Annotated in this window: 17 protein-coding genes and 1 riboswitch; of the genes, 8 read left to right on the top strand and 9 right to left on the bottom strand. The window is 35.4% G+C overall.

Annotated features, from left to right (window positions below):
• Nucleotides 1–18 precede the first annotated feature (18 nt).
• Nucleotides 19–3,129: an MMPL family transporter gene (locus H9636_RS11870; RefSeq protein ID WP_225230194.1), complete on the bottom strand. Its 3,111-nt coding sequence runs from the start codon at nt 3,127–3,129 to the stop codon at nt 19–21.
• Between the two features lie 139 nt (nt 3,130–3,268).
• Between H9636_RS11870 and H9636_RS11865 the strand changes: the two genes are divergently transcribed.
• The 4 genes from H9636_RS11865 to H9636_RS11850 all read left to right on the top strand — a co-directional run bounded on the left by H9636_RS11865 (nt 3,269) and on the right by H9636_RS11850 (nt 6,273).
• Nucleotides 3,269–3,844, top strand: coding sequence for a TetR/AcrR family transcriptional regulator (locus H9636_RS11865; RefSeq protein WP_191707796.1), 576 nt, complete (start codon nt 3,269–3,271; stop codon nt 3,842–3,844).
• A gap of 186 nt (nt 3,845–4,030) precedes the next feature.
• Nucleotides 4,031–5,224, top strand: a complete 1,194-nt coding sequence (locus H9636_RS11860) for an ornithine--oxo-acid transaminase (protein WP_191707795.1) — start codon at nt 4,031–4,033, stop codon at nt 5,222–5,224.
• 97 nt (nt 5,225–5,321) lie between these two features.
• Nucleotides 5,322–5,876, top strand: a complete 555-nt coding sequence (locus H9636_RS11855) for an SLOG family protein (protein WP_191707794.1) — start codon at nt 5,322–5,324, stop codon at nt 5,874–5,876.
• An 85-nt stretch (nt 5,877–5,961) separates the two neighbouring features.
• Nucleotides 5,962–6,273: a hypothetical protein gene (locus tag H9636_RS11850; RefSeq protein WP_191707793.1), complete on the top strand. Its 312-nt coding sequence runs from the start codon at nt 5,962–5,964 to the stop codon at nt 6,271–6,273.
• A gap of 98 nt (nt 6,274–6,371) precedes the next feature.
• Here the strand turns inward: H9636_RS11850 and H9636_RS11845 are convergent, their stop codons facing one another.
• Nucleotides 6,372–6,596, bottom strand: a complete 225-nt coding sequence (locus H9636_RS11845) for a sulfurtransferase TusA family protein (protein WP_191707792.1) — start codon at nt 6,594–6,596, stop codon at nt 6,372–6,374.
• A gap of 24 nt (nt 6,597–6,620) precedes the next feature.
• Entirely contained in the window at nt 6,621–7,694 is a 1,074-nt protein-coding gene (locus H9636_RS11840; protein ID WP_191707791.1) for a YeeE/YedE family protein, read from the bottom strand.
• Nucleotides 7,695–8,058: 364 nt separating this feature from the next.
• Here H9636_RS11840 and fumC point away from each other — a divergent pair, with 364 nt between their 5' ends.
• Together fumC and H9636_RS11830 are read left to right on the top strand one after the other, a co-directional pair.
• Nucleotides 8,059–9,450, top strand: a complete 1,392-nt coding sequence (fumC, locus tag H9636_RS11835; protein ID WP_191707790.1) for a class II fumarate hydratase — start codon at nt 8,059–8,061, stop codon at nt 9,448–9,450.
• 138 nt (nt 9,451–9,588) lie between these two features.
• A complete protein-coding gene (locus H9636_RS11830; RefSeq protein WP_318241018.1) occupies nt 9,589–10,542 on the top strand; it encodes a carbohydrate kinase family protein in 954 nt (317 codons plus the stop codon).
• A 43-nt stretch (nt 10,543–10,585) separates the two neighbouring features.
• Here H9636_RS11830 and H9636_RS11825 read toward each other — a convergent pair whose 3' ends face one another.
• The 4 genes from H9636_RS11825 to H9636_RS11810 form a co-directional block, all read right to left on the bottom strand.
• Complete coding sequence (locus H9636_RS11825; RefSeq protein ID WP_191707788.1) at nt 10,586–11,887, bottom strand: nucleobase:cation symporter-2 family protein; 1,302 nt, start codon at nt 11,885–11,887, stop codon at nt 10,586–10,588.
• 35 nt (nt 11,888–11,922) lie between these two features.
• Nucleotides 11,923–12,495 (bottom strand): xanthine phosphoribosyltransferase, encoded by a 573-nt coding sequence (locus tag H9636_RS11820; RefSeq protein WP_191707787.1) that lies wholly within the window; start codon nt 12,493–12,495, stop codon nt 11,923–11,925.
• Nucleotides 12,496–12,630: 135 nt separating this feature from the next.
• Nucleotides 12,631–12,732, bottom strand: a riboswitch (purine riboswitch).
• A 184-nt stretch (nt 12,733–12,916) separates the two neighbouring features.
• Nucleotides 12,917–13,597: a hypothetical protein gene (locus H9636_RS11815; protein ID WP_191707786.1), complete on the bottom strand. Its 681-nt coding sequence runs from the start codon at nt 13,595–13,597 to the stop codon at nt 12,917–12,919.
• Between the two features lie 143 nt (nt 13,598–13,740).
• Nucleotides 13,741–15,189: an amino acid permease gene (locus H9636_RS11810; protein WP_191707785.1), complete on the bottom strand. Its 1,449-nt coding sequence runs from the start codon at nt 15,187–15,189 to the stop codon at nt 13,741–13,743.
• Nucleotides 15,190–15,424: 235 nt separating this feature from the next.
• Between H9636_RS11810 and H9636_RS11805 the strand changes: the two genes are divergently transcribed.
• Together H9636_RS11805 and H9636_RS11800 are read left to right on the top strand one after the other, a co-directional pair.
• Entirely contained in the window at nt 15,425–16,645 is a 1,221-nt protein-coding gene (locus H9636_RS11805) for a CynX/NimT family MFS transporter (RefSeq protein WP_191707784.1), read from the top strand.
• 72 nt (nt 16,646–16,717) lie between these two features.
• The gene (locus H9636_RS11800) at nt 16,718–17,275 is read left to right on the top strand and encodes a restriction endonuclease (RefSeq protein ID WP_191707783.1); all 558 of its coding nucleotides are present in this window, start codon (nt 16,718–16,720) and stop codon (nt 17,273–17,275) included.
• 115 nt (nt 17,276–17,390) lie between these two features.
• On the opposite strand, the gene H9636_RS11795 is transcribed toward H9636_RS11800, so the two are convergent.
• Both H9636_RS11795 and H9636_RS11790 read right to left on the bottom strand, forming a co-directional pair.
• Nucleotides 17,391–18,113, bottom strand: coding sequence for a cytochrome c biogenesis CcdA family protein (locus tag H9636_RS11795; RefSeq protein ID WP_191707782.1), 723 nt, complete (start codon nt 18,111–18,113; stop codon nt 17,391–17,393).
• Between the two features lie 261 nt (nt 18,114–18,374).
• Nucleotides 18,375–19,448, bottom strand: coding sequence for a nitric oxide synthase oxygenase (locus H9636_RS11790; protein ID WP_191707781.1), 1,074 nt, complete (start codon nt 19,446–19,448; stop codon nt 18,375–18,377).
• Nucleotides 19,449–19,877 lie beyond the last annotated feature (429 nt).

Raw genomic sequence — 19,877 nt, 5'->3', positions numbered from 1 at the left:
GAATAGGAGTCATCTTTTTTATTGTTTTTTTCTTGTAAACAAATTTTTTGTTTTTTCAGTAAGCCCCATTACTGCCGGCATAAAGACCGGTAGCATGATAAAGCTTAGTAACACAAGACCAACTAACACTAAAATGGCTACTTGCATTAATGTCACAATACCAGAAGGAATTAATGCTGCAAAAGTCCCACCTAAAATAAGTGCGGCAGATAAAACTACTCCACCTATATGTTTTGCCGCATCAATAATTGCTACACTACCCTTATCTTCTAACTCATGATATCTCATCATAAGGAAAATACTATAGTCAACACCAAGGGTAACAATCATGATAAAACTAAAGAATGGTACATTCCAACTTAATATACTTTGCCCTAGAATCGTTTCGCTCAATAATTCAGAAAGACCGAGGGAAGTATAGTAAGCTAATATAAGTGACGCAATAATAATCAAAGGCTGCCAAATGGAACGGGTAATCACTAGTAAGACGATGGCAATACCAATCATCATAATTGCAATTGTTCGAGTAAAGTCGCTACTTGAGATTTGTTGTAAATCGACATTCGCTGCTGATTTACCGCCAAGGGCAATTTTTGCATCACTAAAACTTAAATTTTTCGATGTCGCTTTAATTTGTTCATCAATATCTTCGATTACTTTCATTGCTTCTTTTGAATATGGATTAACATCTAAAATAATCATCATTTTCGTTGTTTTTTGATCATCAGACATATACATATTCAAACTTTCTTTGAACTCTTCTCCATCTAATATTTCCTGTGGAATGTAAAATACGCTATTTGAATCTGAGCTACTAACTTCTCCTAAATATTCCTGGGCATCCAATAAGCCGTCTCCAATTTCAGATAATCCATCGGTACTTTGAGCTAATCCATCTTGCAATAATTTCATTTTGTCTTGTAGTTCAGTTAAACCATTTTGTAATTGTTTTTGACCTTCATTAACAGTTGATAAACCGGTTTGTAATTCACTAGTTTTTGAATTAATTTGATTAACACCATCTACCCCTGATTCAAGACCTGTAGCTAAAGTATTGGCACCAGATTGTAATTGTCCTACTCCATCCTCCACCTGTTCCAAGCCATCTGTAATTTGAGCAAAGGAAGCATTTGCTTCTTTGAAAGACTCCACTGCTAAATTGTATTGAGGTGTAAGCTCTTGTAGCTTTACTTCCAATTGAGAAAGTTGTTCTTGCGCTACTTGTGCCGTTCCTATCACAGTTTGCACATTGACATCTGAAGCTAATTCCGGCTTTGATGCAACTAACGCATTCATGGACTGTTCAATTGCCACATAGCCTTGTTTTGCACTTGTTATTGCACTATTCATCGAAGTAAACAATTCATTAAATTGACTAAAACCTTGCGCAAGATCTCCATAACCAGCTTGTAACTGGGACGCCCCTGTACTTAACTCACTGACGCTTTGTTTCAACGTATTTAAACCATTCGCTAAATCCGTTGCACCTTTTGCGCCATCTTTATAACCACCTGCTACTTGGTTTAAAGCATCTGATAATTGACCTACCCCTTGCTCCATTTGAGCCGTTCCATCAATTAACTGCTGTACACTATCAAAGCTATTTTCATCGACTTTGCCAAGTTCAGATTCTGCATCTGAAAGGCCGTCATGAATTGTGCCTAGCCCTTCCTGTGCAGTTCCTAAGCCTTCATTTAATGTATTTGTTTGTTCTTTAATATATAAATCTTCTATCTTTTCTCCTGCTGGGCGAGTAACTGAATAAACTTGTGAAACACCATCTACTTTTGAAATCACTTCCGCCAACTGATCTATATCTTGCAATCCTGTTTGGGTTGCAAGCGAATCTTTCGATTGTATCACTAAATTAGTCGGTGATGAAAATCCAGAAGGAAAATGATCTTCGATTACAGAAATTGCTTGTTTCGATTCATACTCATCACTAATTTCTACTAAATCATCATAATTTAGTTCCCCTGTATATTTAATAATAAATGGTAAACATAAAACTGCGATAATCACTAATGCTGCAATCGGTCTGAAATAGGAATGCTTCGATAAAAACTGCCATAACTTGTTTTCACTATGACCATTAACGTTTTTTGCTGGCCAAAACATTTTAATGCCAAATAGCGCCATAAAGAATGGATTTAATGTGATTAAAACGAACAATAAAACAGCTACTCCAATGGCTACCGCTGATGTCGCTTGATACAATTTAAATTCCGCTAAATATAGAGCCATAAAACCGATGAATACCGCAATACCACTATAAACGACAGTTCTACCGGCTGTTTTATAAGTTTCCGTAATAGCTTTTAAAACCGGGAGACCTTTCCCCAGTTCTTCTTTAAAACGTGTATATAAAAGAATGTTGTAATCCGTTCCAATTCCAAACAAAATGACAATTAAAAATACTTGGGTAAAGTTTGAAAATGGAAAGTTGAATTTATCAACTAATTGCGCAACAATACCTAACGATACAATATAGGAAACTCCTACTGTTATAAGAGAAATTAACGGTACAACTGGTGATCGGAAAACTAATATTAATACAGCTAAAATGAACACAATCGCGATAACTTCGGTTTTCTTAATTCCTGCTTGTGATGATTTGGCGAAGTCATCCAGTACGATGTCTGTACCTGTATAATAGGAATCTACTGATTGTACTTCCGTTTTATCACGTAAAGCTTGTGCTACCTCTTCCACTGTTCCCTGATTATGATTAACATAAATTTGGGTTAAAATCGTCGTACCATCTTCAGAAACGAGTTGTTTTTTAGTTTCTTCACTATCGGAATGGGTCAACATATCGGTAATACCTAGTTCATCACGATCGGCCTTTAACGACTGTATAACTTCTTCAATTTCGTTAAGCTGGGTTTCATTTAAAGCTTTATCACTTCCACTAGTAAAAACAGCGATAAACTGATATGTTTCCGTTCCTCCATCCTCCATTTCCGTTAATAGCTCTGATGCTATTTTACTTTGCGTATAAGCTGGAATATCAGTTTGACCTTTTTCCCGTACTAGTGAATCCAAATTCGGCATCGTTACAATCATTATAGTGGAAATAATTACCCAAATAACGAACGATACAGTACGTACATTCAGCCATTTTTTCAAAATAGATCACCTTTCTTTTATCATTCATTTCTTATTCCCTTTATTCAAAAACCTATCTATTACCCTACCATGGCAATATGGATTACAATATAGACAATTAGGGGCAAACTGTTTAAAAAAATGAAAATGAGGTTGGATAATGAGACATAGTGATGAAACGAAAAGAATACTTGCTAATTCATTAAAAGAAATGATGAAATCAAAAGCCATTGAGAAAATTTCCATCCGTGAAATTACGGATAATGCCAATGTCAATCGACAAACATTCTATTATCATTTTGAGGATATTTATGACTTATTGAAGTGGACTTTTCAACAAGAGGCTGTTCAATTGTTAGCAGTGCATAATAGCGCCAAAATTTGGCAAGAAGGTTTACTTCAACTTTTCCACTATCTAGATGATAACCGTACCATTTGCTTAAATGCGCTCCAGTCATTAGGAAGAGGAGATTTAAAACGTTTCTTTTATGCTGACATTCACAACATTTTAGAGCGTGTCGTAAAAGAGCATTGTAATAATTTACAAGCATCTGAACAATATTTATCATTCATTATCCATTTCTATACCATCTCATTAGGTGGTCTTGTGGAAAGCTGGTTAGCAGGAGAAATGGAACAAACCCCTGAAGAAATTATTGAAATGATTGATACATTTATTCAAGATCAACTACTAGGAGCACAAGAACGTATCAAAGGACAAGCTAGTATTTCTTAAACTATCCATTTCCCCCCACCTAACCTATATTGAATGACTTAATAGGAAATGTTATATTAATCGCAAGATACTGAAAATTGCAATCTACTATATATCCACTTTTATTGGAATAGTAGAGGCGAATATGTATTGATCTTTTAAGGAAATTAAAGTGATTTTTACATTATGATTCAAGGGGGAAAAGAAATGACTTCAAAATCAACTAGCGTTATCGAGTTAACAGAAAATTTGGGTGCTCACAATTATCACCCACTTCCAATTGTCGTTTCCGAAGCTGAAGGGGTTTGGGTGAAAGATCCTGAAGGAAATCAATATATGGATATGCTTTCTGCTTATTCTGCACTAAATCAAGGTCACCGTCATCCAAAAATTATTAAAGCATTAATTGATCAAGCAAACCGCGTAACGTTAACTTCTCGTGCATTCCACAACGACCAACTTGGTCCTTGGTATGAGAAATTAACGAAAATGACTGGTAAAAATATGGTTTTACCTATGAATACAGGGGCAGAGGCAGTTGAATCTGCCATTAAAGTTGCTCGTCGCTGGGCATATGATATAAAAGGCGTAGAAGCAAATAAAGCCGAAATTATCGGCTGTAACGGAAATTTCCACGGTCGTACAATGGGGGCTGTTTCTTTATCCTCTGACAAAGAATATCAACGTGGATTCGGTCCAATGTTAGAAGGTTTCAAACTCATCCCTTATGGTGATGCAGATGCCCTTAAAGATGCCATCACTCCAAACACAGCGGCATTTATTGTTGAACCTATTCAAGGGGAAGCTGGTATTGTAATGCCTCCAAAAGGCTTCTTAAAAGCAGCTGAACAAATTTGTAAAGAACATAATGTTTTATTCATTACGGATGAAATTCAAACAGGTCTTGCTCGTACTGGGAAAATGTTTGCTCACCAATGGGAAGAGGTAACTCCTGATATCATCATTCTTGGTAAAGCCCTTGGTGGTGGTGTTATGCCTATATCCGCTGTCGTAGCAAATAGTGATATACTTGGTGTTTTAAATCCAGGTTCTCACGGTTCAACATTCGGGGGTAATCCACTCGCTTGTGCGGTCTCCCTTGCTTCTTTAGAAGTACTTGAAGAAGAAAAATTAACAGAAAAGTCATTAGAGCTAGGTAACTACTTCCAAGAACAATTACGATCCATTAACCATCCAACCATTAAAGAAGTGCGTGGTAGCGGTTTATTTATCGGCGTGGAACTAACTGAACCTGCTCGTAAATATTGTGAGCAATTAATGGGGTTAGGATTATTATGTAAAGAAACCCATGACTATGTCATTCGGTTCGCTCCACCTCTAGTCATTACGAAAGAAGAAATTGACTGGGCGCTTGAAAAGATTAGAGTTGTATTCGCTTAAATATAAATTGAATAAAAAGAGGTTATTCGAATTATTTCCGAATAACCTCTTTTTTACGTTAAGATAAATTGTATATAGGATTCTAGGAGAGAGTAAAATGAAAACAATTTATGTTACTGGCTATCGTCCCCATGAACTTGGTATTTTTAACGAACACCACCCAGGAATACCGATAATTAAAAAGGCTATTGAAAATGAGCTAAGAATATTACTCGATGCTGGCCTAGAATGGATTGTCATTAGTGGCCAACAAGGTGTAGAAACATGGACTGCAGAAGTCATAATCGAGTTAAAGAAGGAATATGATAATATAAAATACTCGATTATTACCCCTTTTTTAGAGCAGGAGAAAAATTGGAATGAACAGAAACAACAGAAATACCATTATATTGCTAGTCAAGCTGATTTTGTGACGAGCGTCACAAAACGTCCTTATGAAGCGCCATGGCAATTCATTGAAAAGGATAAGTTTATTATTCAAAATACTGACGGCTTACTATTAATTTACGATGAAGAAAATGAAGCCTCCCCAAAATACGTTAAAGGCCTAGCACAAAAATATGCAGAACAGCATAACTATAACATATTAGAAATCAATGCTTATGACCTTCAGATGATTGCTGAAGAAATGCAAAGAGAAGATTGGTCATAAGGAAGATATAATTTACTTAATTTTCTGACATCTATAAACATTTTTTGCTATAATAAAAATGATTATTTGTAAAGGAGCTGTTGCTATGGAAAAAATTAGACTGGTAAATGAACCAAAACCAATCAATATATCCCACGATACTTATAAAAGAGAATGTTGTTATACTCGGGGTGTACACATCCCCCACGAAGACTTTTTAGAAATATTAGATCATATGTCCCACGACATAAAACTATATTTCGACTTCCATAACCCTGGAAAAAAAATTGCCCCTGGTACGTATTTAAATGGTTACGCAGGTCTTGCAAGAAGTATTATTAATTACTACCAAAATATTAAAAAATTCAGTGTGGATGGGCTGAATAACGGCAAAGATTTTTATGTAAAAATTATCTAAAACTTTTTGAGGTGACAAAAAAGTGAATACCAATTAAAAACACCGCCTGTTCGTAAGCTCTAAAGCTCGCTAACAAGCGGTGTTTAATTTAAATTATTTTATTTCTTTTGAATTGAAATTGACCAAGCAGCTTCGTCAATTTGTTCAAAGTTTGTTACTGTATGACCTGCTTCAGCAGCCCAGCGGGGAATCGATTCGGTACCTTGTGTACAATCGAACTCAACTATTAATTCGTCACCAGAGTTAATTTCTTCAATTGCTTGTTGTGCTTCAATTAAAGGAAATGGGCAAACCATACCTTTTACTTCTAATTTCTTTTGCATGTAAAAGTCCTCCTTAAAATAACGTTATGCAGGTGTCACTTGTTCTTTTAACTTTGCAGCCATTGCCTTTTGGCGTGGACGGACAAAGACAAAATATGATGCAGTCCATGTACCTAAAATCATAAAGACAAGTCCAACCCAACCTTGCCATGTCATCATAGCTGTCATCACTAAACCGTTCCCGATTGAGCAGCCCCCAGCAAGACTTGCACCAACACCCATTAAATTACCACCGATAAAACTGTTAATACCCGTTTTTACATCGGGCATTCTGAAACGGAACTCTTTACTAGCTTTAGCAGCAATAAATGATCCTGCGAAAATTCCCAACACTAAAAATACGCCCCAGTTAAGGAATCCTTCATCCCCTGTAGTTAAATATTGTAGGATGTTAGCAGAAGGTGTAGTAATCCCTAATCCAAATACACGACCTGTTGCAGCACTTAATGGCCATGCGATAAATGCGATAATACCAATTAAAGTAGCCGTTACAAAGGGATTCCAACGTTTTTCAAATAAAATATGTGCTAATCCAGTACGTTTTGGTTTTAATGATGGAATCGCAACTTTTGGTTTCGTTAATTGTTTATATACAATAAACGCTACAATTAAAACAAACGGTATAATTATAAACCAGTGATTAATACCAAATGTTTCAGCAATGGAGTTTTTAGGAAGTACAGTACTTTGTTGCATTTGTTGATTAAATGGACCAAATACGCCAGTACGCATCATTGTACTCATTAACATATATCCAGCTAAAGCAATCCAACTTCCAATTAATCCTTCACCAGCACGATACCAAGTTCCAGTTGCACATCCACCAGCTAAAATAATACCAATCCCAAAAATAAAGGAACCAATAATGACTGATAAAATTGGTAATGAACCAGCTGAATATTCAAATACACCTAGATCGATTAATAAAAATACGCCTACGCTTTGAACAGCGATTGCTACTAATAACGCATAAAACATACGATTATCTTTCGCTATATACATATCACGGAACCCACCTGTTAAGCAGAAGCGGCCTCTTTGCATAACAAAACCTAATAATGCTCCACAAAGTAATCCGGTAATGATTAAGTATGTCATATATTTCACCTCTAACGATTCAATTCTTAGTAAATCAATATGATTATAATACATTCCCTATTCATAAGTTACAAGATTTAATTTTTTCCAATCTATGAAATAGGTCTAATTTATTAGTTTTATGGTGATTAATAACAATCGAATATAAATTGACAATTTGGAATTAAATTTAGATGAAAAATATTGACATCATTATTGATAATGATTATCATTATCGTAGTGATACTACTTTTCGAGATGAACCCCTCAGAATTCTCGAATATTTCTTAAAAAGAATGGCAAATCTATTAAAGGTTTGCCATTTTGTGTTATGAATTCTAATGTGATGTACACTGTACATATAATGAATAAAGGAGTTGATAGAATGGATTATCGTATTGAAAAAGACACTTTAGGAGAAGTACGAGTACCAGCTGATAAAATTTGGGGTGCCCAAACACAACGAAGTAAAGAAAACTTTCAAATTGGGCAAGAAAATATGCCGATTGAAATTATTCGTGCCTTTGCAACATTAAAAAAAGCAGCAGCTATTACAAATGAAAAATTAGGCAAATTATCAAAAGCTAAAACTGAAGCAATTGTTACTGCTGCTGATGAAATCCTTTCTGGTAAATGGGATGATCAATTCCCCCTTGTCGTATGGCAAACTGGTAGTGGTACACAATCCAATATGAATGTAAATGAAGTAATTGCTTACCGTGCAAATCAATTGTTGGAAGCACAAGGCATTACGGAACAGGTACACCCAAATGATGATGTAAATAAATCCCAAAGTTCAAACGATACATTCCCAACTGCCTTACATATCGCAGCAGTGGAAATGGTTGAAAATTATTTAATGCCTCGACTTCAATTATTAAAGGCCACTTTTAAAGAAAAATCGGAGCAATTTAAAGATATTATAAAAATCGGTCGTACCCATTTACAAGATGCAACTCCATTAACATTAGGTCAAGAAATTAGTGGATGGCACCACATGCTTGTGAAATCAGAAAAAATGATTATGGTCAACACACAATTTTTAAAAGACCTTGCGATTGGTGGTACTGCAGTTGGGACTGGAATCAATGCTCACCCTAAATTTGGTGATATGGTTGCAGAGGAAATTAGCCATTTAACTGGTATAACATTTGCTTCCTCCGAAAATAAATTCCATGCGTTAACATCTCATGATGAAATTGTATCTGCCCATGGTGCATTAAAAGCACTTGCAGCAGACTTAATGAAAATTGCCAATGATGTTCGTTGGCTTGCTAGCGGACCTCGAAGTGGCATTGGTGAGATTACAATTCCAGAAAATGAACCAGGAAGCTCTATTATGCCTGGTAAAGTCAACCCTACTCAAAGTGAAGCAATGACAATGGTTGTTACTCAAGTTATAGGAAACGATGCCACTATCGCCTTTGCTGCTTCCCAAGGGAACTTTGAATTGAACGTATTTAAACCCGTTATTATTTATAATTTCTTACAATCTGCTCGCCTTCTTGCCGATGCGATGAAATCATTCAATGATAACTGTGCAATTGGCATCGAGCCGAACATAGAAATTCTTGAGCGCAACTTAGAAAATTCATTGATGCTAGTCACTGCATTAAACCCATATATCGGTTATGAAAATGCCGCGAAAATTGCAAAGAAAGCCCATAAAGAAGGAACTACTTTAAAAGAGGCAGCTATTTCTTTAGGTCTTTTAACTGAAGAACAGTTTGAAGAATATATCGATCCAAAGAAAATGATTTATCCAAACGCAGAATAAATTTGTTCCTTTTCAATAGTGTCCCAAAAGGTGATTTTCCCCTTTGGGGCATTTTTTAATGATAATTAATAGAAATGCCTTATCGATTTTTTAAATAAAACTTTATAATGGAATAAAAGACTGCAGGTTAGGAGCTTTATAATGAATCAACCTATCTTATGTATAGGCGAATTGCTTATCGATTTTTTTAGTAACGAAGTGAATACAACAATAGTAGAGAGTCAAACATTTACGAAAAAAGCTGGTGGCGCTCCAGCAAATGTCTGTGCGGCTATTGCAAAATTAGGAGGCGAAGCTTTCTTTTGCGGTAAAGTTGGGAATGATCCCTTTGGCGAATTTTTATATAATACCCTCCTTCATGAAAATGTCCATACGGATTTATTAATAAAAGATTCTTCCCACCCTACTACCCTTGCCTTTGTCTCTTTGCAAAAAGATGGACAGCGAGACTTCGTTTTCAATCGAGGAGCAGATGCCTTTTTATCGATTGAAGATGTGCCAAATCAAATCTTTCATAAAATGAACATTGTTCACTTTGGTTCAGCAACTGCCCTCCTTCCAGGACAATTGAAAGAAACATATAAAAAGTTACTAGTAGATTTAAAGGAGAACAATTGTTATATTTCCTTTGATCCTAATTTCAGATTGGACTTATGGAAAGGGCAAGAAAGTGAATTTATCCGACTAGCTTATGAATTTATTTCCAAATGTAATTTTTTAAAGGTTAGTGATGAGGAACTTTATCTATTAACAAATGAACAAGAACTAACAAAAGCCGTTACCGTACTTCATCAGTTTGGAGCGAAGAGTATTGCTGTTACTATAGGAAAAGAAGGAACCTATTTTTCCTATAACGGTAAATCAACAACAATTCCTAGCATACCCGTTCAAGCCATTGATACGACTGGTGCTGGCGATGCCTTTGTTGGGGCAGTATTGTACCAACTAGGTAAAGTAAATAACCCCCACAACTTATCCTTTGACGATTGGCAAACGATTATTGCTTTCGCCAATAAAGTCGGCGCGAAAGTTTGTGAAAAAGTAGGTGCCATCGAAGCATTACCAACTTTGGATGAACTAGAAAATCTTTAAATAAAAAGAGGGCTGACCTAAAGTGTAAGGTCACCCTCTTCTACTAATCTACTTTTATTGTTTGCGTATGCATTGGATCCTCTTTTTTCATCCCAATCATGTTAAACACAATGTTTAAAACAATGGCCGTAACTGATCCACAAACAATTCCATTGGATGTCAAAACAGAAATACTGGACGGTAAAACCGCAAAGATTTCAGGTACCATAATAACTCCCCCACCAAGACCGATGGCAATGGCAGCTACCATTGCATTTTCTGGTGAGCGCATAATTTCAGGAGCTAGCATCGTGATCCCTTGGGTTACTACCATACCGAACATCGCAAGCATCGCACCACCTAAAACCGCAGTTGGTATGATAGTTGTCAATGCGGCTACTTTTGGTAAAAATCCTAGTAGTACAAGGAGAATTCCTGTTACAAAAATAACACGACGTTCTTTTACCCCTGTCATTTTAATTAACCCGACATTTTGAGAAAAAGTTGTATATGGAAATGCGTTGAAAATTCCCCCAATAATGGAAGCTAACCCTTCAGAACGATAGCCACGGGACAAATCTTTTGAATTAACTGGCGTTTTCGTAATATCACTTAACGCAAAATAAACACCTGATGATTCTACTAATGAGACCATCGCAACAAGGGTCATCGTAATAATTGCACTTGCATCAAAAGTTGGTGTTCCAAAATAGAACGGTTGAACCATATGTAACCAAGATGCCTCATTTACTGGAGAGAAATCAACTTTCCCTAAAAAAGCAGCAATAATTGTACCAACTACTAAACCTAATAAAATGGAAATGGAACGGATGAATCCAGCAGTAAAACGATATATGAGTAATATAACGACTAATGTAACGATAGCTAAAGTAATGTTTGATGCAGAACCGAAATCAGCAGCTCCTTGCCCACCACCCATATTGTTTGTCGCCACTGGAATTAAGGAAATCCCAATAATTGTAACAACAGAACCTGTAACGATTGGAGGGAAAAATTTTACTAACTTACCGAATACCCCAGAAATTAATATCACGATAATACCCGAAGCAATAATCGCTCCATAAATAGCTCCTACACCTTTGTCCGAACCAATGGCAATAATCGGACTCACCGCTGTAAAGGTACAGCCTAACACGACTGGTAAACCAATTCCGAAAAACTTTCCGCGCATTACTTGTATAAGTGTTGCAATACCGCACATTAAAATGTCGATTGCAACTAAATAAGTCATCTGTTCCGTACTAAATTTTAATGCCCCACCGATAATAATTGGTACTAAAATGGCACCAGCATACATGGCAAGTAAATGTTGAATCCCTAGCGTTACAACTTTTGCTTTGTTCATTTGAACAAAATCCTCCTTAGTTTCTAATTGTTTTATTAATCAAAAAACTCTACTTGTCCATTTGCTAACGATTTAATATTGGCTAATGATTCAACACGAATGCCTTGTTCGCGTAAAAGTTGTCCACCTTGTTGGAATCCTTTTTCAATAACAATTCCTACTCCGATTACATTAGCTTCCGCCTGCTGTGCGATATCTAATAATCCTTTTACCGCTTCTCCGTTCGCTAAAAAGTCGTCGATAATTAACACATTATCGTCTGGTGATAAGAAATCTCTAGAAACCGAAATTTCATTTGTTTCGTTTTTTGTAAAGGAGTGAACTTTAGAAGAATAAAGATTGTCAGCTAAAGTTAATGATTTTCTTTTACGAGCAAAAACAACTGGCGCCCCAATAACTAAACCTAACATAGTAGCTGGCGCAATACCTGAAGATTCAATCGTTAAAATTTTGGTAATAACTTCATCTGAATAGCGATTAGCAAATTCTTCCCCTATTTCTTTCATTAATAATGGATCAATTTGATGGTTTAAAAATGAATCGACCTTTAAAACCGTATCTGATAAAACGCGTCCTTCTTTAAGGATTTTATCTTTTAATAATTGCATAAATGAAATTCCCTTCCTTTTTGTTTTTGAGCAAATAAAAAACTCGAAAAACTTATCCCGCTATGAGTGGAACAAGTCTTTCGAGTAATAAAGTCGAAAGTTAATAGAATACGAATTTCCCTATACGGAAATCGTAATCTAAACGTTGCCTCTCATAGTCGACTTATTTACGGTAAGTCGGTAGAAACTTGCGAGCCATATTCCCGCCATTATATGAGTGAAAATATTAATAGCTTAATAGAAAAGCTAATTGTAAAGATTGTTAAGAATGTCCCAATTATAAACACGGAGAAAATGAAATGCAATAACCCGTAAAATAATAAAATGATTCTAATTATTCGGAAATTAGACAAATTAGAGGTATTTTTTAAAGTAATGTTCGCCTTTTAAACTTTCATTTCCTCCTCTTGATATGAAGAAATTAACGTAATAACATATTAAGAGTCGATTTTAAGTGACCAAAGGAGTTTCCTTCCTTACCGAAATATCCCATACTTCTGCATACAAGAACATTTATATATCTTCCATTATTCAGGGGTAACTTAGCAATTACACCTTTTTGTTCTAAATTAGCAACCGTCTCTTTTAAATCCTGCTCTTTAAAATCTACTAGTTGATGTTGGAATTGATTTAAAAACAACTTAAAGGTAGAAGCCCCATGAAGAATTAAAATATATGGTTCAAATTCATGTAACACTTGTTGAAACACTTCGAATCCTTGAATATATAATGGGTCTTTGCTTTTTTTCAACTGTTTCAAATTAGCGGGATCTGAAATGTAACAGTTTATGCTTGATAAAGTAACTGACTCATTCAAATGTTCTTTCACCCATTTTGCAAAGTTGATAGATCCTATATATTCACGGGACATTTCATCATGGAAAACGTCATGAAATAATCTGCTATCGACTAAAGAATCCGCATAGATTTCAATATCTCCCGCATCCATATGAAATTCAAGTTCAGGTTTTGTACCTACTAAAAAAACCTTTGATTTATATGGATTTCCGTCCCCTTGAAAAGGTAAAAAGGCAATGCTATCAGACTGTTTGTCCACTGCCCATTGTTGTATTTTTTTAAAAAAACCCTTCGACACTGACATATCTCAACATCCTTTACTTATCGCACTTTTTATTTATTATGTCCATTATAACAAGGAAAGTCTTTCCCTAAAGATGTAATTTTTAATTCTTAAAACAATAAAAAAATCGGCAAATCCTTTTGCCGATTTTTATTATAAAGAGTTTATTTATCGAAATCGTAGTCCTTTAATGAGACAACCTTCGTTTTATATTTAATTTTATAACCTAACCATAATGCTAAAAATAATGGTATCCCAATATAAGAAACTGCTACTCCATACCAGTCGATCGATTCACCAATAAAGGCTGTGTAGTTTTGACCGACGATTACGATGATACATACAACAAGAGCAAATAGAGGTCCGAATGGGTATAACTTCGCTTTATATGGTAACAAGCTTAAATCACGGCCCTGTAATTGATACGCTTTACGGAAACGATAATGACTAATCGCTATTCCAATCCAAGCAATAAAACCTGAAAGACCTGAAGCATTTAATAACCACATATATACAGCGCCATCACCAAAGAATGAAGATAAAAAGGCTAAACATCCGACTGCTAATGTTGCTAACAATGCGTAGACCGGAATTCCTCGCTTATTTAGTTTCGCAAAAATTTTCGGCGCTTTTCCATCCACTGCAAGCTGCCAAAGCATACGTGAAGATGCATAAAGACCTGAATTTCCCGCTGACAACATGGCAGTTAATATAATCGCATTCATTACTGAAGCAGCGAATGCAACTCCTAACTTATCGAATACTAACGTGAAGGGTGACACTGCTACATCTTCAGAAAGCAGGCGCGAATCAGTGTAAGGAATTAATAATCCAATTGCAAGGATAGCTAAAATATAAAATAGTAAAATGCGCCAAAATACTGAGCGAACAGCTATCGGAATGTTTTTTCCAGGATCATCCGTTTCTCCTGCTGTAATCCCTAAAAGTTCAGTTCCTTGGAATGAAAAACCGGCAGCTAAAAAGATACCGAAAATAGCAAGGAATCCTCCATTAAACGGTGCATCTCCAACAAAGAAATTTTCAAATCCGATTGGATCGTGACCGCCTAAAATACCAAATATCATTAAAAAGGATACAATGATAAAAACAATAACGGTAGCCACTTTAATCATGGCAAACCAATATTCACTTTCACCATAAGCTCTAACGGACAATATGTTAAAAGTTAAAATGATTATAATAAATAAAACTGTCCAAAGAGCGGATGAACTATTTGGAAACCAAAATTTCATAATGAGCGTTACAGCAGAGATTTCCGCAGCAATTGTAATCGCCCAGTTATACCAATAATTCCAACCCATGGCAAATCCAAAGGCAGGGTCTACAAATTCCGTCGCATATGTACTAAATGAACCCGATGTCGGCATATACGCTGCCATTTCCCCTAGACTTGTCATAAGGAAATAGACCATTATCCCAATAAGAGCATATGCAATTAGTGCCCCACCTGGACCAGCTTGGGCTATGGAAGCTCCACTTGCTAAAAATAAGCCTGTCCCAATTGTTCCTCCAAGGGAAATCATTGTTATATGGCGACTTTTTAATGCCCTTTTTAGTTCAGGCTGACTTTGATTTGATTGTTTGTCACTCATGTTGAAAATCTCCTTTAATATACGCTTACTTAAAGTATGTACAATAATTCGATTACAAACTTAACTGTTTAAAAAATAACAGCCATCACAAATGGATGGCACTTTTAATTTTTATCACACTACCATAAACATGGAAGAAGTTGTATGATAAAGATTAGCTCGTTTCATAGTTTAACACAAAAATTTATATTTTCTAATTTGTAGAATTTTCACATACATACTGGAGGGTCCCATCATGACTAATGTAAAACCAGCTGATGATCGAAATAGAAAATTACAAACAACCACTACAACTACAATTCTTTTTGTCGTTGCGATTATTTTTTTCGCAAGTACATTAAGAACACCATTAACAGGTGTTGGTCCTATTATTTCATTTATCCGGGATAGTTTAGGTATTTCGAATGTATTAGCCGGCTTTTTAACAACTATTCCACTGTTAGCCTTTGCCATTGTTTCACCTTTTGTCCCACGCATTTCCCGTAAGTTCGGGATGGAGTGGACTTTATTTTACTCCATTATATTATTAACGATTGGTATTATTTTGCGTTCAATTGGCAGTACATCCCTTTTAATCATCGGAACCATTTTAATTGGTGTTGCAATTTCTTTTGGGAACGTATTATTTCCAAGCTTTTTTAAAATGAAATTCCCTTTCCATATTGGTTTATTAACAGGTATTTACACTGTATCAATGAATATTTCGGCTGCTGTCGCCTTAGGAATTAGCAATCCAATCGCTTCAAACTCAAGCTTCGGTTGGCAAGGTGCATTAGCTATTCCCATTATCTTAACATTGATTACGTTAATTACTTGGATTCCCCTTCTCCGTGGTGAAAAGGTGAATTTAAACAACATTTCTAAAAATAATACAACAAAGAACGAAACAAAACTTTGGAAATCACCTTTAGCATGGGCTATTGCTGTCTCTATGGGCTTACAGTCCCTCATTTTTTACTGTTCTGCTGCTTGGTTACCTGAAATTTTAATTTCGCAAGGATTTAGTGCAGATAAAGCTGGATGGATGACTTCCGTTATGCAAATGTCCCAAATTCCAATGACATTTCTTATTCCTATCATTGCAGAGAAATTACGTACACAGCGGCCAATTGTTATCCTCTTTACATCGTTCTATATTTTCGGCTTTACTGGTGTCTTTTTTGAATTAACCGACTTTACAGTTTTATGGATGATTTTAATTGGGCTAGGTGGAGGTGCATCCTTCGGTACCGTAGTCATGTTATTTACATTACGTACAAAAACAGCTTATGCTGCTGCACAAATTTCCGGCTTTGCCCAATCTGTCGGATACTTACTTGCAGCCGCAGGACCCGTATTATTTGGTTACTTACATGATACTGCTAATAGTTGGCATGTACCAAACGGTTTATTTATCATCGTTGCGATTATTTTATGTTTTTCTGCTTACTTTAGTGCAAAAGATCGCTATTTATAGCATCGATACAAACATACGTACCCCTTTTATGTTACAATGTTATAAATAGTAACGTAAAAGGGGTTAACCATTTTGGGAAAGCACAAAGAGAAGAAAAAGAAAAAACAAATTAGAATATTTCCCATTATCATCCTTGCTATCATTGGATATATAGGCTGGTACTATACAAATTCTATTGATGGCGCCATTTTCTCTATAATACTTTTCCTAATCTTCATTATTAGCTTTAAAATTTGGAGAAAGACTCGAGGCTATGCAAGGCTAAGAAAAGCAGGTATTAAGGAAATTGATGAAATGACCGGTGAGGAGTTTGAGGAATTTTTAGGCTATCTATTCCAAAAGCGTGGCTATAAAGTTTCCTATACAAAAGCTTCAAGTGATTACGGTGCAGATTTAATTCTTGAAGATAGAAATGATATCATCGCTGTCCAAGCGAAACGTTATTCAGGATCTGTTGGAGTAAAAGCGGTACAAGAAATTATTGGCGCATTGAAAATGTACGATGCGACCGAAGCCTGGGTTGTAACGAATAGCTATTTTACAAGACAAGCGGAAAAATTAGCCGAAACGAACGATGTATATTTAATTGATCGAGATGAATTAATCGATATAATTTTAAGGAAAAGATAGACAGTATAAAAGTCCAATAAATTAAAAAATCTGCTCTCTTAACATTTTAAGTCTAGCAGATTTTTTATTTTTAGATGCTAGTAATATCTATTGTTTAGGTTCCCCATAGCAATTATTAAAAACCTTGAAAATCGCCAAATATCGGTTGGAGCAGAGCATTGATCATTGTAAATTTATCAAAATAAAGAATAATCCCCATTATGATCATAATTCCCCCACCTATCTTCATAATCGTACCCGTATATTTTTTGATCCAAGTAAATTTTGTTGAGTAAAAGGCCATGATAAGAAAGGGTACGCTAAAACCTAAAATATAGGCTGCCATATACCATAAACCTTGTGTAGGATTTGTTCCCACAAGGGTTAAAGTAGCAGCTAATATAGGTCCTGTACAAGGTGTCCAACCGACAGCAAAAGCTAACCCGATAATTAATGAACCGAAATATCCCGCTGGCTTGTTTTGAATATGAACTTTGCGTTCCTTCATAAAAAATTTCGGTTGTAATAACCCAAGCGTAATCAGGCCAAAAACAACCATTAAAATAGCTCCGATTTGTCGCACTAAATCTCCGTACTGTAAATACCAAGATTCAATAAAAGTAGCACCCTCTGTAGTACCAAAACCTAAAACTAAATAAATAATGGAAAAGCCTAGTAAAAAACAAATTGTATGAAAAATTGCCTTTCTTTGCCCGCCTATTTCTCCCTTTTGTATTTTATCTACACTTAAACCCGTTATATACGATAAAAAGACAGGATATAGGGGAAACACGCATGGAGAAAGGAAAGTTAAAAGCCCTGCTCCAAAACAAAGGAAAATGGATATATCCGCTTGCATAAATACCTCCAAATGATAGTAAGTTGAATCTTTACCAAAGGTTACCTGAAATGGTGCATACCGTTACCTCGAATAATTATATCATTCCCATTTATAATTTTTTGATTGAAATCTACTAATAATATAATGTTGGCGTTTAAAAAAAAGAGTATATTGACTAATAGTTATTTTGATTCGAGAAATTTATAGTTGTCGATAACTTTTAAAAAGAAAAGCTAGGAAAACCAAGTCCTAGCCTCCAAAAATTTAGATACCTTAAAATTAAAAAGGTCTATTTTGATAAAAGTAATTTGGCTTTTTAATGAGGTTTTCAATCGGTTTATGAAAAATGTGTGTTGTAGCAGGAGACATTGGTGGGATTAACCATGACCAGTTCCCTGTCACCTTTCGCCCCTCTTGTTCTTCCTGTTTCTCAAATAATTGAAATTGTTGCGCTGCCGTATGATGATCCACTATGCTGACACCATCTTCCTTAAATGAATGCAGTACTGCCGCATTTAACTCAACAAGGGCCCTATCCTTCCACAATGTCATATTGGAGTTGGTATCCAATCCGATTGCTTCTGCAACTTTCGGCAATAAATGATAACGATTAACGTCTGCAAAATTCCGCGCTCCAATTTCTGTCCCCATATACCAACCATTAAAAGGCGCTGCTTTAAATTCTACCCCACCAATACTTAACTTCATATTGGAAACAATCGGTACTGCATACCATTTTAAATTCAATTGAGAAATTTGTTTATATTGGGGATGCCGTATATTCACTTCTAATACGATTTCTTCTGGAATTTCAAATAGAGAAGGCTTACTATCCCCAACTTGGATGACAAGAGGTAATATATCAAAGGGAGTACCAGCACCCCTCCAACCTAATTCCATACAAACCTTCGTAAAAGGAATAGAATATGGATCTCCTATTAAACCTTCAGACATTTCATAACCTGCATAGCGAATTAATTGGTCATTCCATATCCTTACTCTCTGTTGTTTGAAGATTGTGATAGCAGGTCTAATCCTCCCATCATTTGTTGCATAGCGTATATGGCGAATAAGGGCATGAAAGATCTCTTCAGCCGTCTGTAAATTCCGTTCATCAATAACATGTAACGACTTCCAAAACAGACGCCCGATACAACGATTACTATTTCTCCAGGCAACTTTAGCACCAAAAACTAATTCCTCTGTCGTCGGATTATAACTCCCAGCAAACTTTATATCATTTAAACGTTTATGCAACCAATCTTCTGATAAACCCGTTTCCTGTATATATAAAGTTAAAAAATCTTCGGCTTCCTTAAGTATTTTTCCCGTTGATTCAAATGATGATGTCATGTTACGCTCCTCCATACCGTTATTTTAGAGGAACCACTTTTAACATCTCAATAAATGAAATCTATCTTAAAAGATGTATTTTTTATATATGACTAACAATAGACATATTCTTTGTGGGAACTTTATCTACCAAAGAAATACCTCCCATTTAAAGTTGCTAATTTCTTTCCAATTTATCTACTTATCTTATATAATAAAGGAGAGAATGATAAAGAAAAAATACCCTTCAGATTTTCAATTAGAACATCTTATTTTCAATAAGATTAGCTCATTTTTAATTTTTTTGTAAATTCTGTATTCCATTTCAAATGAAAAATTTACATTTAAACATAAATACCTCATGTACTAGAATCTTCGATTATACTAAAAACCCCATATAGAGAAAGGCTTCAAGAAGAAACCACCACATTTACATTAAACTAATTCATT

Origin of the sequence: Ureibacillus galli, assembly GCF_014836845.1 — a bacterium.
GTDB lineage: Bacteria > Bacillota > Bacilli > Bacillales_A > Planococcaceae > Ureibacillus > Ureibacillus galli.
Note: the sequence above shows the minus strand (reverse complement) of the source record. Positions and strands in the feature narration are given on the sequence as shown.